Annotated in this window: 16 protein-coding genes and 3 tRNA genes; 15 read left to right on the forward strand and 4 right to left on the reverse strand. The window is 70.2% G+C overall.

What is annotated here, in order from left to right; all coding sequences use genetic code 11:
- Window positions 1–29: 29 nt before the first annotated feature.
- The 9 genes from CGQ25_RS05340 (at window position 30) to CGQ25_RS05380 (ending at window position 6,052) form a co-directional block, all read left to right on the forward strand.
- Window positions 30–102 (forward strand) — tRNA-Asn (locus tag CGQ25_RS05340).
- 13 nt (window positions 103–115) lie between these two features.
- A tRNA-Asn gene (locus CGQ25_RS05345) sits at window positions 116–188 on the forward strand.
- Between the two features lie 71 nt (window positions 189–259).
- Window positions 260–670, forward strand: a complete 411-nt coding sequence (locus CGQ25_RS05350; protein WP_208712142.1) for a hypothetical protein — start codon at window positions 260–262, stop codon at window positions 668–670.
- A gap of 170 nt (window positions 671–840) precedes the next feature.
- Window positions 841–1,683, forward strand: coding sequence for a phage holin family protein (locus tag CGQ25_RS05355; protein WP_255405738.1), 843 nt, complete (start codon window positions 841–843; stop codon window positions 1,681–1,683).
- A gap of 31 nt (window positions 1,684–1,714) precedes the next feature.
- Window positions 1,715–2,356 carry a CDP-alcohol phosphatidyltransferase family protein gene (locus tag CGQ25_RS05360; RefSeq protein WP_208712910.1) on the forward strand — a complete coding sequence of 214 codons (642 nt, stop codon included), beginning with the start codon at window positions 1,715–1,717 and terminating at the stop codon, window positions 2,354–2,356.
- Window positions 2,356–3,291 (forward strand): DMT family transporter, encoded by a 936-nt coding sequence (locus CGQ25_RS05365; RefSeq protein WP_208712144.1) that lies wholly within the window; start codon window positions 2,356–2,358, stop codon window positions 3,289–3,291. Before CGQ25_RS05360 ends, CGQ25_RS05365 begins: the two co-directional genes overlap by 1 nt.
- Window positions 3,292–3,359: 68 nt before the next feature.
- The gene (locus CGQ25_RS05370) at window positions 3,360–4,586 is read left to right on the forward strand and encodes a glycosyltransferase (RefSeq protein ID WP_208712912.1); all 1,227 of its coding nucleotides are present in this window, start codon (window positions 3,360–3,362) and stop codon (window positions 4,584–4,586) included.
- 85 nt (window positions 4,587–4,671) lie between these two features.
- A tRNA-Ile gene (locus tag CGQ25_RS05375) sits at window positions 4,672–4,745 on the forward strand.
- 122 nt (window positions 4,746–4,867) lie between these two features.
- Complete coding sequence (locus CGQ25_RS05380; RefSeq protein WP_208712145.1) at window positions 4,868–6,052, forward strand: acyl-CoA dehydrogenase family protein; 1,185 nt, start codon at window positions 4,868–4,870, stop codon at window positions 6,050–6,052.
- 71 nt (window positions 6,053–6,123) lie between these two features.
- Here CGQ25_RS05380 and CGQ25_RS05385 read toward each other — a convergent pair whose 3' ends face one another.
- Window positions 6,124–6,651: a M23 family metallopeptidase gene (locus tag CGQ25_RS05385; protein WP_222703706.1), complete on the reverse strand. Its 528-nt coding sequence runs from the start codon at window positions 6,649–6,651 to the stop codon at window positions 6,124–6,126.
- 501 nt (window positions 6,652–7,152) lie between these two features.
- On the opposite strand from CGQ25_RS05385, the gene rpsB reads away from it, so the two are divergent.
- From rpsB to CGQ25_RS05415, 6 genes are all read left to right on the forward strand, one after another.
- Window positions 7,153–8,019 (forward strand): 30S ribosomal protein S2, encoded by an 867-nt coding sequence (gene rpsB, locus CGQ25_RS05390; RefSeq protein ID WP_208712147.1) that lies wholly within the window; start codon window positions 7,153–7,155, stop codon window positions 8,017–8,019.
- A gap of 128 nt (window positions 8,020–8,147) precedes the next feature.
- The gene (gene tsf / locus CGQ25_RS05395; RefSeq protein ID WP_208712148.1) at window positions 8,148–8,984 is read left to right on the forward strand and encodes a translation elongation factor Ts; all 837 of its coding nucleotides are present in this window, start codon (window positions 8,148–8,150) and stop codon (window positions 8,982–8,984) included.
- 130 nt (window positions 8,985–9,114) lie between these two features.
- Window positions 9,115–9,903: a UMP kinase gene (gene pyrH, locus CGQ25_RS05400; RefSeq protein ID WP_208712149.1), complete on the forward strand. Its 789-nt coding sequence runs from the start codon at window positions 9,115–9,117 to the stop codon at window positions 9,901–9,903.
- 100 nt (window positions 9,904–10,003) lie between these two features.
- On the forward strand, window positions 10,004–10,561 hold the full coding sequence (gene frr / locus CGQ25_RS05405) for a ribosome recycling factor (RefSeq protein WP_208712150.1): 558 nt from the start codon (window positions 10,004–10,006) through the stop codon (window positions 10,559–10,561).
- Window positions 10,561–11,517, forward strand: a complete 957-nt coding sequence (locus tag CGQ25_RS05410) for a phosphatidate cytidylyltransferase (protein WP_208712151.1) — start codon at window positions 10,561–10,563, stop codon at window positions 11,515–11,517. The genes frr and CGQ25_RS05410 overlap by 1 nt, the downstream gene beginning before the upstream one ends.
- 55 nt (window positions 11,518–11,572) lie before the next feature.
- The gene (locus CGQ25_RS05415) at window positions 11,573–12,148 is read left to right on the forward strand and encodes a DivIVA domain-containing protein (protein ID WP_255405594.1); all 576 of its coding nucleotides are present in this window, start codon (window positions 11,573–11,575) and stop codon (window positions 12,146–12,148) included.
- Between the two features lie 77 nt (window positions 12,149–12,225).
- Here the strand turns inward: CGQ25_RS05415 and CGQ25_RS05420 are convergent, their stop codons facing one another.
- Genes CGQ25_RS05420 through CGQ25_RS05430 form a run of 3 tightly spaced genes read right to left on the reverse strand, consistent with a single transcriptional unit; the run spans window position 12,226 to window position 14,860 of the window.
- On the reverse strand, window positions 12,226–13,722 hold the full coding sequence (locus CGQ25_RS05420; protein ID WP_208712153.1) for a cation acetate symporter: 1,497 nt from the start codon (window positions 13,720–13,722) through the stop codon (window positions 12,226–12,228).
- Entirely contained in the window at window positions 13,719–14,132 is a 414-nt protein-coding gene (locus tag CGQ25_RS05425; RefSeq protein ID WP_255405595.1) for a hypothetical protein, read from the reverse strand. The genes CGQ25_RS05420 and CGQ25_RS05425 overlap by 4 nt, the downstream gene beginning before the upstream one ends.
- Window positions 14,129–14,860: a LytTR family DNA-binding domain-containing protein gene (locus tag CGQ25_RS05430; RefSeq protein WP_208712154.1), complete on the reverse strand. Its 732-nt coding sequence runs from the start codon at window positions 14,858–14,860 to the stop codon at window positions 14,129–14,131. The genes CGQ25_RS05425 and CGQ25_RS05430 overlap by 4 nt, the downstream gene beginning before the upstream one ends.
- Window positions 14,861–14,864 lie beyond the last annotated feature (4 nt).

Consider the following 14,864-nt stretch of genomic DNA (forward strand, 5'->3'; position numbering starts at 1 on the left):
CAGCCCTGCTAGGGTAGATCCCGCTGCAATCCCCCGTAGCTCAATTGGCAGAGCATTCGACTGTTAATCGAAGGGTTACTGGTTCGAGTCCAGTCGGGGGAGCAATTGCAGCCATTCCCCCGTAGCTCAATTGGCAGAGCATTCGACTGTTAATCGAAGGGTTACTGGTTCGAGTCCAGTCGGGGGAGCTTGCCTCCCGGTCGCCCCGGAAGGCTGAAGGCCCCGCCACGGCGGGGCCTTCGGCATTTATGATGAAGCTATGTCCGCGCCGTCGCGACCCCTTCCGCCCGGATGGACCCGCTACGACGGACCGCTGCTGACCATCTGGCGGTCCAGGTACGAGGCGGTCTACGGCGAGGCGGCGGCCAACTCCTTCGCCGACGGAATGCTCGTGCGGGACCACCGCCGGCCCATCGCCCAGTGGATCAACTACGGCCTCCGTTCCGCAGTGCTCGTGGCGCCGGCGTCTCCGGCCGCCTGGCCCGTGCAGCGGTTCGCGATCTACTACGCGCCGCCCCGTGAGGGCTTCCAGACCGTCGAGACCGCCCGCCACGAGTGGATGCCCCGCGGGCCGCGTGGCTCGACGACCGACGCCGACGCCTTCACGGGCGCGGTCGAGGCCGCCGAGCAGTTCCTCCAGGTCGAGGCGACGTTCGGTGCCCTCGGCTGACAAGTCCCCGCACCGCCGCATCCGGCGCCGCGCGGGGTGAAACGCCCGACTGTGGCGAATGGGCCCTTCGCCCCCGCCTCTGGGGGCCCAGATGATAGTTTGGTCGAGGATTGCGCCTCACGCGTTCCGGACCGACAGGAAGGGGCCCGACGATGAGTGGACGCCACAGTATGCCCGTGGACCGGCGGCCGCGGCTCGCCGCACTGCCGGATCTCGTCGGGCTTGCGGCCCGCCTTGCGCCGCGGCAGCTCAGCGACGAGATCGCGCTCGCCCGGATCGAGCTGAAGAAGAAGGGCGTCAACGCCGGCATCGGCGCCGCGCTGTTCGTCGTGGCCCTCGTCTTCCTCGGCCTGCTGGTCATCGCGCTCGTCGTCGCGGCGATCCTCGGGCTTGCCACCATCATGCCCGGATGGCTTGCAGCCCTGCTCGTGGGCGCTGCGTTCCTCGTCATTCTCGCGATCGCGGCGCTCATCGGCTTCGGCAACGTCAAGAAGGCCATGCCGCTGATGCCCGAGGACGCGATCCGCGGGCTGCGCTACGACGTCGGGATCGTGACGGAGGGGCGCACCTTCGACCCGCGGCTCCTCGACCCGACGACGATCCAGTACAAGAGGGCCCAGGCCACGAAGGAGGCCGAGAAGGCGCGCGCCAAGGCCGAGAAGGAAGCCCAGGACCGGGCCCACGGCAAGGTGCACCTCCCGCCGCCCACGGAGACCGAGCTGCGGGACCGCCTCGACAAGCGCCGCGCGCACCTCCTGGATGTCAGGGAAGACCTCGTCAAGGAGTTCGACGTCAAGCGCCAGGCGGGCCACCTCGCCGAGGACGTCAGGGCCCGCTTCGCCTCAGGCACTTCTGCCCGCACGACGGCGAGCGGCCTCTCGGCGAAGCTGCAGGCCGGGTCCAAGGGCTCCGATGCCGCGGAGATGATCAGAGAACGCTGGGCACCGCTCACCGTGTTCGCCGTCTCGACCACCGCCTTCGTCGTGTTCCTGCGCAAGCTGGTGAAGAGCTGACCGGCCCAGGTCCTGTGGCGCACTCGGCATGATGAGGATCTTCGGGGCGGGCGCCAGGCCCGGCCAGGAGCAGATCGACCACGACAGGGTCGTGACCGTCCCCAACGTGCTCACGGTGGTCCGCTTCCTGGGCGTTCCGCTGTTCATGTGGCTTGTCCTGGCGCAGAAGGAGTACGGCTGGGCAGTCGTCGTGCTCGCCGTCATGGGCAGCACCGACTGGGTCGACGGCTATGTCGCCCGACGATTCGACCAGACGTCCAAGCTGGGCCGAGTGCTGGACCCCGCTGCCGACCGCCTCGCGCTGATCGCGGTGGCGGTCACGCTGGTGCTCGCCGGCGTCGTCCTGTGGTGGTACCTGGCCGCTCTGCTCGTCCCGGACCTCGTGCTGGGCATCTCGTCGCTGTTCTACTTCCGCAGCCACCCCGACCTCCCTGTCTCGCGCGTGGGCAAGGTCCGGACCGCCCTGCTGCTCGCGGGGACACCGCTGCTGGTCCTGTCCAAGCTCGCCATTCCCGGCGCAGCGGCGTATGCCGTGATCGCGTGGATCCTCCTGGCCCTCGGGCTGGTGGGGCACTGGATCGCGGCCGTGAACTACTTCCGCGCCATCGTCCGGAAGGGGCGCCCCGTCCGCACGGGACGCCTTGAGGACCGCGACGGCGAGGCGGGCCGCTGATGGTGTGGCTCGCCGTCTTCCTCGCCGTCCTGGGCGCGTTCTTCCTCGCGTTCGGTGCCCAACGCCAGGGCAGTGCCGTGAAGGCCGACATGGGCGGCCTCGCACTCAGCTCCCGCAGTGCCCTCAGGCTGGTCCGCAACCCGCGATGGATCTTCGGCCTGCTGCTCCTGGCGACGGGAATGGTGTGCAACATGATCGCCCTCGTCTCCGCGCCGCTCACCGTCGTCCAGCCGATCGGGGCGATCGCCCTCGTGATCACGACGGTTGTGAACTCCAAGGACCAGGGCATCACGCTCAATCGGCCGACCATCGTCGCGATCTCGTCCTGCGTGACCGGGTCCGCGCTCTTCGTGCTCCTCGCAGTCAACGCCACGGTCGAGAACCACAATGTCGAACCGGACGAGGAACTGGCGATCGTACTCCTCCTCGCCCTCGCCGTCGGCATCTTCGGCAGCCTCGCGGCCATGTTCCGGCACCGCATGAGCGCGTTCGTCTACATCATCGGCGCGGGAGTCCTCTTCGGATTCGTCGCGGTGCTCACCCGGATCATCGGCCGCGACCTCCTGGACCCCAACGGGCAGTTCCTGCTGAACGTCCAGTGGTACTCCGTCCTCGCCATCGCCGCCGCGGGCGGCCTCGGGTCGTGGTTCGTCCAGAGCGCGTACTCGTCTGGGCCCCCCGATCTCGTGATCGCGGGGCTGACGGTGGTGGACCCCATTGTCGGCATCGCGATCGGCATCACGATCCTGGGTGAGCTGCGACCCGATGTCCCCGCCGTGCTGGCCGTGGCCATGGCCGCCGCCGCCGTCGTTGCTATCGTGGGGGTCATTGCCCTGTCCCGGCACCACCCGGAGGTCGCGAAGCGGAGGAAGGACGCCGCGCGCGAGCTCCGCGGGGGCGGCGGGCCGGAGGCGCGATCCCACACCGGCGGCTGATGTCCAGCGTGCCGCCGGGCACGCGGACCGGAACCGCCGGACCGCCCGACCAGGAGACCATCGTGACGATGCCTGACCCCGAGACGGAACCGACCCAGAACCCCCGTAGCAACGGCACCAGGCCCCTGACGATCCTCATCGGCGCAGACACGTATCCGCCGCACGTCAACGGGGCGGCCCAGTTCGGCTACCGGCTCGCGAAGGGCATGACGGCGCGCGGCCACACCGTGCACGTGGTGGCGAGCCGTTCGGAGAAGGGCAGGAGCTTCACCGAGACCCGTCCTGAAGCCGTGGTCCACCGGCTGCGCTCCCATTCGGTGCCGACGCACGAGTACTTCCGGATCGTCTTCCCCTGGGAGGTCAAGAAGGAGATCTCCCTCCTGTTCGACCACGTGCAGCCCGATGTCGTCCACATCCAGAGCCACTACATGATCGGCGAGCACGTCCTCTACGAGGCGGTCAAGCGCGGCATCCGTGTCATTGCGACAAACCACTTCATGCCCGAGAATCTGAACCCGTTCCTTCCGTTCCCCCAGTGGTTCCTGAACATCGTGGGGCGGATCTCCTGGAAGGACATGGGCAAGGTCATGGGGCAGGCGGATGTCGTCACGACACCGACTCCGCTGGCGGCGAAGGCCATGCACGACCATGCGTTCCTGCGCGAGGTGATGCCCCTCTCCAACGGGATCGACGTCTCCGCCTACGAGCCCAGACCGGGCGAGACGGTCGAGAAGAACCCCTACCCCACGGTCCTCTTCGCGGGCCGGCTCGCCGAGGAGAAGCACGTCGACGTGCTGATCCAGGCCATCGCGAAGACCCCCGCCGAACTGGATGTCCACCTCGAGATCGTCGGCGGGGGAGAGGTGCGCCCGGCCCTTGAGCAGCTGGTGGACCGACTCGGCGTCCGCTCCCGCGTCAGGTTCCTGGGCCTCGCGCCCGACGACGAGCTGCGGCTCGCCTACCTCAGGGCCGACGTCTTCTGCATGCCCGGGACAGCCGAGCTCCAGTCGCTCGTGACGCTGGAAGCGATGAGCGCGTCGACGCCGGTGGTCCTCGCGGACGCCATGGCGCTCCCGCACCTGGTCGAGGACGGCGTGAACGGCTACCTCTTCCGCCCGAACGACAGCGACGATCTGGCGGAGAAGCTCACCGCCGTGCTTGCCCAGCCTGCCGAGGACCTCCGCCGGATGGGAGCGGAGAGCCACCGGATGGTGCAGAAGCACGGCATCAAGGCCACCATGGACACGTTCGAGGCGCTCTACCGCGGGGCCGACACCGCGAAGGACCTCGGCTGAGCCGAGTGCCGATTCCACTCGCGCTACTCCGCAGAGGGGTGGCCGCCGGGGCACTAGGATGGAGAAGTCCCGGACGCCGGGACGGGGGGCGTTAGCTCAGCCGGTTAGAGCAGGGGACTCATAATCCCTTGGTCGTGGGTTCAAGTCCCACACGCCCTACCTCGAGGGGCTCGGAACCACAGCGTTCCGAGCCCCTTCTGCGTCTTACGGCTTGTCAGCGCGGGGGATCGGGGATAAGTTACTGGTCAGTAACTATTCGTGGTAGCCCCCTGGAGGATCTCGTGGCGCACACCGGCCCTGCTTCCCTGCCCTATGCGGACGGCGACTTCTACTCGTTCGAGGCCCTCCTGTCGCAGAAGGAGCGCGACCGGCTGCACGAGGTGCGGGAGTGGCTCGGGCGAGAGGTCCGTCCCATTGCCGTCGACTGCTGGAACCGAGCCGAGTTTCCCCACCACATCGTCCCGAAGATCGCCGAGCTCGACGTCGTGAGCCCGATCCGCCGCCAGGGCCACTCCCAGCTCCTCGCAGGCCTCGCGCATGCGGAGTTCACGCGCGCAGATGCCTCCATCGCCACGTTCATGGGCGTCCACGACGGCCTCTTCACCGGCACGCTCGAGCTCCTCGCCTCTGCCGAGCAGCAGGCGGAGTGGCTGCCCGACGCCTACTCGCTCGAGAAGATCGGCGCGTTCGGGCTCACCGAGCCCCTCGGTGGCTCGGACGTCGCCCGCGGCATCCGCACCACCGCACGGCGCGAGGGCGACGTCTGGGTTCTCAACGGGGCCAAGCGGTGGATCGGAAACGCAACCTTCGCCGACTGGGTCGTGGTGTTCGCCCGCGACGAGGCGGACCACGAGGTCAAGGGCTTCCTGGTCGACACGACCCTGCCGGGATTCCGCGCCACCCGGATCGAGAACAAGATCTCCCTCCGGACCGTCCAGAACGCCGATATCGCACTCGAGGGCGTCCGCGTCCCCGCCGACTTCCGGCTCGCACATGCCAACAGCTTCCGGGACGTCAACAAGGTCCTCAAGGTCACGCGGCTCGCTGTGGCCTGGCAGGCTGTCGGCCTCCAGATGGCGGCCTTCGACGTGGCCCGCCGCTACACGCTCGGCCGCGAGCAGTTCGGTCGCCCCCTCGCCTCCTTCCAGCTGGTGCAGGACCAGCTGGTCACGATCCTCGGCAACACCGTGGCCTCACTCGGCATGATGGTTCGCCTCGCCCAGCTTGAGGAGGCCGGCCAGGCCCGGGACGAGCAGTCGGCTCTGGCAAAGGCGTTCACGACCTCACGCATGCGTGAGTCGGTGGCCCTTGGGCGCGGGCTCCTCGGCGGGAACGGCATCGTCACCGACTACGAGATGGCCAAGGTCTTCGCCGACGCCGAGGCGATCTACTCCTACGAGGGCACGCACGAGGTGAACACGCTGGTCGCGGGACGGGCCATCACCGGTCACTCCGCCATCGTGTGAGGCCTCGCGGCGCCTTCCGCCAGCAGGGGCCATCCGGCGATCAGGTCGCGCCTCGGGCGGCACTAACGCGCTCACGGTGGACCGGCCCACGGCAGGAGGACCGAAGGCCTGCGGTCCTCGATGAACTGAAGCGGGTCGACGTACTCGTCTCCGCGCCTGACGCCCCAGTGGAGGCAGGCAGCGGGGGCGCAGTGGCCAGCATCTGCCGACCCCAGAGTCCCGAGAGGCGCCTCCTTCTCAACCTCAACCCCGACCGCCAATGGGCTGTCTACCGGCTCGAAGCTGCTCCTGAGGCCGTCGCCGTGGTCGATGGTCACCACCGGCCGGTCCACCACCCAGCCGACGAACACGACGGTCCCCGGGGCCGGAGCACCTACGGTGGTGCCAGCGGAAGCCGCCAGGTCCACGCCGCGGTGGCCGCTCAGCCAGGGGCGCTCCGGAGGGTCGAAGGGATGCGCGACGGCGGGTCGCGGCTCGAGCGGCCACGACCAGGCCGCGTGGGGAACCGGCGCCTCGACCGGGCGCGGCGCCGCGGGGGCGGCGCCGAGGAGTGCTGCGGCGAGCAGCAGCAGCGGCGTGATGCGGCGGATCGGCTTCATGGCCCCAGCCTTTCCTGCCGCAGGCCTTCCCGCCGGCGCCGCGTAGGCCATGTGGACGACGCGCCGGTGCCGCGTCCTGTGGAGGGCGAATGACCTCCTCGGCGCATCGTTCCACAAGGGGGGGCGGGCCGGGGAGGATGGCGGAGCGGGCCGGGGAGCGGCGGGCCGGAGGGCACAACCCCTGTAGTACACTGGGGACCGCGGCTTTTCGCGCCTCCTTTGCTGTGCCACGATCCCCACGGGGTGAGTATCCCGGCGGTGGCGCGAGGGCCGACTCCGCGCATCCAGCGCGCTTCCCCATGTGTCACGTGCTCTTCGGCCAGAGCATGGGGGTGCGCACTGCACGTCTGACGGTCCGTCTCGGCGGCTCGGGCGGGCAGGGGGTGCCAGGGGCGCGCGGCCAACCAGGCCGAACGTCGTCAACAACCGTCAACTATGGCAGGGGCAAGGGCCGCCGCGAGGCGCCCTCGTACAAGAAGACCTGCCGGAAGGAGCGTCGGCATGCCCGTCGTTACCATGCGCCAGCTGCTCGACAGCGGCGTCCACTTCGGTCACCAGACCCGCCGTTGGAACCCGAAGATGAAGCGCTTCATCTTCACCGAGCGCAACGGCATCTACATCATCGACCTCCAGCAGTCGCTGTCCTACATCGACCGCGCCTACGAGTTCGTCAAGGCCACGGTTGCCCACGGCGGCACTGTGCTCTTCGTCGGCACCAAGAAGCAGGCCCAGGAGGCCATCGCCGAGCAGGCCACGCGAGTCGGCCAGCCGTTCGTCAACCAGCGCTGGCTGGGCGGCATGCTCACCAACTTCTCCACGGTCGCCAAGCGCATCCAGCGCCTCAAGGAGCTCGAGGAGATCGACTTCGAGGACGTGGCCGGTTCGGGCCGCACCAAGAAGGAACTCCTCATCCTCGAGCGCGAGAAGGACAAGCTCGAGAAGACCCTTGGCGGCATCCGCAACCTCACCCGCACCCCGTCGGTGCTGTGGATCGTGGACACCAAGAAGGAGCACCTCGCGGTCGACGAGGCCAAGAAGCTGGGCATCCCGGTCGTGGCGATCCTCGACACGAACTGCGATCCCGACGAGGTCGACTTCCCGATCCCGGGCAACGACGACGCCATCCGCTCCGTGAACCTGCTCACCCGTGTCGTCGCCGACGCCGTCGCTGAGGGCCTCATCGCCCGCACGAACCGCGCCGCCGGCAACGAGGGCGCCCAGGCCGAGCCGCTCGCCGAGTGGGAGCGCGAGCTCCTCGAGGGGCAGAAGGCCGAGGCCGCTGCAGCCGAGGCCCCCGCCGAGGCTGCTGCTCCCGCCGAGGCCGCTGCTGAGGCTCCTGCCGAGGCTGCCGGCGAGTCCGCCGAGTAACTCGATCCACGAATTCTCCGTGACTCCCGGGACACGGAGGCCGCCGCGAGGATGGCGCCCCCTGCGTCAGGGGGTGCCATCCTCGCGGCCGGAAGAGAACTGCAGAACAACTGACGTAAGGGGTTCACATGGCGAACTACACTGCTGCTGACATCAAGGCCCTGCGCGAGCGCACCGGTGCCGGCATGATGGACGTCAAGAAGGCTCTCGACGAGGCCAACGGCGATTCCGAGAAGGCCATCGAGATCATCCGCATCAAGGGCCTCAAGGGCGCCACCAAGCGCGAGGGCCGCTCCACCGCCGAGGGCCTCGTTGCCGCCAAGGTCGAGAACGGCGTCGGCGTCATGGTCGAGGTCAACTGCGAGACCGACTTCGTGGCCAAGTCCGCCAAGTTCATCGAGCTCGCCGACAAGGTCCTGGCCACGGCCGTCGCCTCCGGTGCCGCCGACCTCGATGCGCTCCTGGCCGCCGACGTCGAGGGCAAGCCGCTGAGCGAGTTCGTCGTCGAGGAGGGCGCGGTCCTCGGTGAGAAGGTCGCCGTCCGCCGCATCGCCCGCATCGAGGGCAAGACGGTCGACGCCTACCTCCACAAGACGTCCAAGGACCTCCCGGCCCAGGTCGGCGTCCTGTTCGCGGTCGACGGCGAGGGCGAGGCCGCCCAGACGGCCGCGCACGACGTCGCGGTGCACGTGGCTGCGATGGCCCCGAACTACCTCCGCCGTGAGGACGTCCCGGCCGACCTCGTCGAGTCGGAGCGCCGCATCGCCGAGGAGACCGCCAAGGCCGAGGGCAAGCCGGAGGCCGCCATGACGAAGATCGTCGAAGGCCGCGTGACCGGCTTCTACAAGGGCGAGGTCCTCCTCGACCAGGCGTTCGCCAAGGACGCCAAGAAGTCCGTCGGCCAGGTGCTCTCCGAGGCGGGTGTCGAGGCGACCGCCGTCGCCCGCTTCCGCGTCGGCGCCTAGCACTCCCGTAGAGGGGCGGCCACTTCGGTGGCCGCCCCTTTGCTGTGCCGACCATCGCGTGTCACGCCCAGCCCGTGCCGCTACTCTAGACCAAGGCCTTTCGCCCACGTTCGCCCGAGGGGACTCACTCATGGATACCGTTCAGACCACCGACGCCGACCTCGCCCCCTCCGCCTTCCCCGAGCCGGATGCCCGGGACAGCGATCCCCGCCCGCAGCGGCGCCGACGCGTGCTGCTCAAGCTCTCCGGGGAGGTGTTCGGCGGCGGCAAGCTCGGCGTCGACCCGGCCACCGTCCGGGGGATCGCAGACCAGATCGCCGCGGCGGTCGACGACGTCGAGATCGCCATCGTGGTCGGGGGCGGCAACTTCTTCCGCGGCGCCGAGCTCTCCCTGTCCGGGATGGACCGCTCGCGCGCGGACTACATGGGCATGCTCGGCACGGTGATGAACTGCCTCGCCCTCCAGGACTTCCTCGAGCAGGCGGGCGTCGAGACCCGCGTCCAGAGCGCCATCACGATGGGCCAGGTCGCGGAGGCCTACATCCCCCGCCGGGCCATCCGCCACATGGAGAAGGGGCGGGTCGTGATCTTCGGCGCCGGGGCCGGCCTGCCGTACTTCTCCACTGACACGGTCGCGGCCCAGCGCGCGCTCGAGGTGCACGCCGACGTCGTGCTCATGGCCAAGAGCGGGGTCGACGGCGTCTACACCGCCGATCCGAAGAAGGACCCCACTGCCGAGAAGCTCGACCGGCTCACCTACGACGACGCCCTGCGCCGCGACATCCGTGTCATGGACCAGACCGCCATGACCATGTGCAAGGACAACAAGCTGGACATGGTCGTCTTCGGCATGGAGGGCGAGGGCAACGTCACGAAGGCCATCCGCGGCGACAGCCTCGGCACGCTCGTGACCGTCTAAGCAGGACCCCTTCCTCGCGGCTAGGATGTTCCTAGCCCAGCGACCGGGCACCGTACCGGCCGCACCCTGAGCTGCAACGATTCCCTTCTAGGAGACAGACGTGATCGAAGAGACCCTGCTCGAAGCCACCGACAAGATGGAGAAGGCCGTCGAGGTGGCCAAGGAGGACTTCGCGTCGATCCGCACCGGCCGTGCCAACCCCGCCCTCTACGCGAAGGTGATGGTGGACTACTACGGCACTCCCACGCCGCTCCAGCAGCTCGCCTCCTTCCAGGTCTCCGATGCCCGCACGATCCTCATCACGCCCTACGACAAGAGCGCCCTGCGCGAGGTCGAGAAGGCGCTGAGCGACTCGGAGGTCGGCGCCAACCCGTCCAACGACGGCAACGTGATCCGCGTGGTGCTTCCGGAGCTCACCCAGGAGCGCCGCAAGGAGTACGTCAAGATCGTCAAGGGCAAGGGCGAGGACGCGAAGGTCTCCATCCGCAGCATCCGCCGCAAGGCCAAGGAGTCGCTCGACAAGCTCGTCAAGGACGGCGAGGTCGGCGAGGACGACGGCGTGCGCGGTGAGAAGGAGCTCGACGTCCTGACCAAGAAGCACGTCGACGCGGTCGACGAGCTCGTCAAGCGCAAGGAATCGGAACTCCTCGAGGTCTGATGAGCACCCCGCATCCCGAGGTGCCGGCGTCCGGACCTCCCGCACAGGGCGGCCCGGACCTTGGCGACCCCCGGGCGCGGAAGGCTTTGCGCGCCGCAAGGGTCTCGCGCGCCGGACGCAACCTGCCGGCCGCAGTCGCCGTCGGTCTGGTGCTCCTGGCCGCGCTCCTCGCGGGCCTGTTCCTGTGGCCCCTGGGCTTCCTGCTCATCGCCCTGACGGCGGTGCTGCTCGGCTCGTGGGAGGTATCCCGGGCCCTCGAGGCACACGGCACGCACGTGCCGATCGTCCCTGTCATGGCCGCGACCTTCGCCATTCCCGTGGCGGCGTACTTCGGCGGTCAGGAGGCGCAGCTCTTCACCCTCGTGCTCGGCTGCGCGGCGGTGCTCCTGTGGCAGAGCCTCGAACACCCGGAGGGAGCCGCCAAGAGCGTCTTCGCCGGCGTGTTCGTGATCCTGTGGGTCCCGTTCCTCGTGGGGTACGCGGTCCTGCCGCTGCATGACGCGCCGGTCCCGCCGGGCTTCGGCCTGTGGCCGGGCGGTGTGGTCCCCGCCGGCACGCTCCAGCTCGTGCTCACGCTCCTGCTGGTGGTGGCCAACGACACCTTCGGCTACATCGTGGGCGCCAGCATCGGGAAGCATCCGATGGCGCCGAAGATCAGTCCGAAGAAGTCCTGGGAGGGGTTCGCCGGCTCGGCCGGCGGGGCGATCGTGGTGGGGGTCCTCGGGGTCATGCTGCTCCTGGGCAGGCCGTGGTGGTTCGGCGTCGTCCTCGCAGTCGTCATGGTCGCCGCCTCCACGGCGGGCGACCTCGCGGAGTCCATGGTCAAGCGGGAGCTGGGGATCAAGGACATGAGCAGCATCCTCCCGGGCCATGGCGGCATGATGGACAGGCTCGATTCGATCCTGTTCGCGACGCCGGCGGCGTACCTCGTGTTCGCGCTGGTGCCGGGTTCCTAGTGGGCGAGCAGGAGGCATGATGGAGCTAGTCAACAGAAGGGGAGGACGCGGCACCGTGGCGCACACCGACGACAGCGCTGCTGCAGGCTTCGACCGGGTGGGGCGCGGCGACCTCGGGTACAGCCCGAAGCAGGTGGAGAAGTTCATGGCCGCCGCGCGCGCCTACCTGGAGGACTCCTCGGCACCCGCCGTGACAAGCCACCAAGTACGCATGGTGTCCTTCGACGCCGTCCGGGGCGGCTTCGACGCGAGCGAGGTCGACGCGGCGCTCGACCGCCTCGAGGACGCCTTCGCGCGGCGAGAGCGCGAGGAGCTCATCGAGCGCTCGGGCGAGGAGGCCTGGCTCAGGGAGATCGGCCAGCTCGCGGGGGTCCTGCGGGGCCGGCTGGCGAGGCACGACGGCGAGCGCTTCCGCCGTCCGAGCAGCCAGAAGGCGCCGTCGTACCAGGTCCAGGACGTCGACGCCCTGTGCGTGCGGCTCCTCGACTACCTCGAGAACGGCTCCCCGATGAGCGCCGACGAGGTGCGCACCGCCGTCTTCCGCACGGTGACGGGGCAGGAAGGCTACGAAGAGACCCAGGTCGACGCGTTCCTCGACCGCGTGGTCGAGCTCATGGCCGCCATCGACTGACGCCGGGACCGGCTGACGCCCGTGCAGTGCGGGCGCGAAGCAGCCCGGCGTGGGCGCAGCCCAGCCGGGCTGCGCGGTCAGTCGGTCGGTTCGGGCGAGTGGATCCGCACGAGGAAGCGGTCCGCCCCGCGGGGGACGCGCCGCCGGCTGGCCCGCGACACGATCGCCATGACGGCGAACGCGAGGGGAACGGTCCACGCCGCGGGCTGGGCACACATCGCGGCGGCGACCTTCACGGCGGGATCGACGGGACCGCTGGCGGCCGCCGCGGCGCCGAGCACCCCGGAGGCGACGAGGGCGCCCCCGCACGCGAGGGCGCCCGTCACCATCCCGGCGACCGCGCCGACGGTCGTGAGCCGGCGCCACCAGATCCCGAGGACGAGCAGGGGGCAGATCGTCGAGGCGGTGAAGGCGAAGACGAGCCCCACGCTGCCGGCGAGGGCCTGCGGGCCCGCGCTGAGCGCCGCGACGAGCGGGACGAGCGCGGACAGCGCCGCAGCCGCGCGGAACCCCCGCACGTTGCCCCCGAAGAACTCCTGGCTGATGACGCCGGCGACGGACACGAGCAGGCCCGACGTGGTCGACAGGAACGCCGCCATGGCCCCGGCCAGCACGAGCGCCGAGAGGGCCGTCCCGAGCGGCCCCGGCACGAGGCGCTGCGGCAGCAGGATGGCGAGGGCGTCCCCCTCGCCGGCCAGCTCCGGCGCCGCGAGGCGGCCCAGGACCCCGAACATGGTCGGGAACACGTAGAACACCGACAGCAGCCCGAGCACGATCACGGTGGTCCTGCGCGCGGTGCGCCCGTCGGGATTGGTGTAGAAGCGCACGAGGACGTGGGGGAGCCCGAGGGTCCCGAAGAGCAGGGCGACCATGAGCGAGACGGTGCGGTAGCCGCCGTCGGGCGTGCCGAGCTGGTACGGGATGGCCTCGAGCGAGGAGGGGGCCGACGACGGCTCCACGCCCTGGCCCGCGAAGTGCAGCGCGAGGAACACCGCCGGGACGGCGATGGCCGCGAGCTTGAGCCAGAACTGGAACGCCTGGACGAAGGTGATGGAGCGCATCCCGCCCAGCATGACGGCAAGCACGACGACCGCGACCACCGCCGCGGAGCCGGTCCAGCCTGGCAGGCCCGTGGTGATGCGCACCGCGAGCGCGGCGCCCTGGAGCTGGGGCACGATGTACAGCCAGCCGATGAGCACGACCAGGACGCTGGTGGTGCGCCGCGCCGCGAGCGACCCGAGGCGCGCGGCGGCGAAGTCCGGCACGGTGTAGGCGCCGGACCGGCGCAGGGGGGCCGCGACGAAGAGGAGCAGCATGAGGAACCCGGCGGTGTACCCGACCGGGTACCAGAGCCCGGTCGCGCCGGTGACCATGATGAGGCCGGCGACGCCGAGGAAGCTCGCCGCCGAGAGGTACTCGCCCCCGATGGCCGAGGCGTTCCACCACGGCCGGACGGTCCGGGAGGCGACATAGAAGTCCCCCGTGGTGCGGGAGATCCTGAGCCCGTAGAAGCCCACGAGCACCGTCGCCGCGGCGACGAGCCCGATCGCGGAGAGGCCGATCGCGGGGGTCACGGCCGGTCCTCGAGCAGCTCGGCGTAGCGCTGCTCGTTCCGCGTGGCGGCGCGGTAGTAGGCGATGCCGCAGACAACCGCGGCCGGGTACGGCAGGCCGCCGATGAGCAGCCACACGAGCGGCAGCCCGGGGAGCCACGGCAGCTGCGCGGCGAGCTCGGAGACCGCCCACACCGAACCGATCGCCGCGAGGAACGCGCCCGCGACCACGAGCGCGAGCCGCAGCTGCGAGCGCATCAGGGACCGCAGGACGACGCCGCCCACGTCCGACTGCTCGGCGACCTCGCGGGAGAGCGAGGGGGAGCGCGGGGCCGGCGCGGCGCTCGAGACCGGCGCCGTGACCCGGACCCGCTTGGAGCGGTCGACGGCGCGCATCGCCTCCGGGTCCTCGCCGCCCGGTGCGGTGCTCACGTCAGCGGCCTGATCCTGGTCGCCGCGAGCCGCTCGCGGAGCCCCGGCAGGAGCCGGCGGCTCACGGGCAGCTCTGCGCCGCCGGCGACCACGAACGGCTGCGGGCCCCCGAGCCTCAGCTGCTGGACCGCGTCCATGGCGACGAGGTAGGAGCGGTGGATGCGCACGAACCCGGCCGGGCCCCACTGCCGCTCGAGGTCGGTCAGCGGGACGCGCACGAGGTACGAGCCCTCCGGCGTGTGGAGGCGCGCGTAGTCGCCCTGTGCCTGGACGAACGCGACGTCGTCCCGCCTGATCATCCGGGTCACCCCTCCCTGCTCCACGGTGATGACCTCCGGCGCGGCGTCGGGGTGGGAGCGCGCGCCGTCGTGCTGGTCCACGATCCGCCCCACGCAGCGCTCGAGCCGCTCGGGCCGGACCGGCTTGAGGAGGTAGTCGACGGCCGCGAGGTCGAAGGCCTCGAGGGCATGGTCATCGTCGGCAGTGACGAAGACGACCGCCGGGGGAGAGGCGAAGCGGGCGATGACGCGGGCGAGCTCGAGGCCTGTGAGGCCGGGCATGTGGATGTCGAGGAAGATCGCGTCCACGTCCTCGCGCTCGAGGACCTTGAGCGCCTCCGTCCCCGAGGTCGCCGTGTGGACCGTCGAGACGCGCTCGTCGCGGCCGAGGAGGTAGGAGAGCTCCTGGACGGCGGGCAGCTCGTCGTCGACGACGAGGGCGGTGATCATGCGC

It is taken from the genome of Sinomonas sp. R1AF57 (assembly GCF_002224485.1).
Classification (GTDB): domain Bacteria; phylum Actinomycetota; class Actinomycetes; order Actinomycetales; family Micrococcaceae; genus Sinomonas; species Sinomonas flava.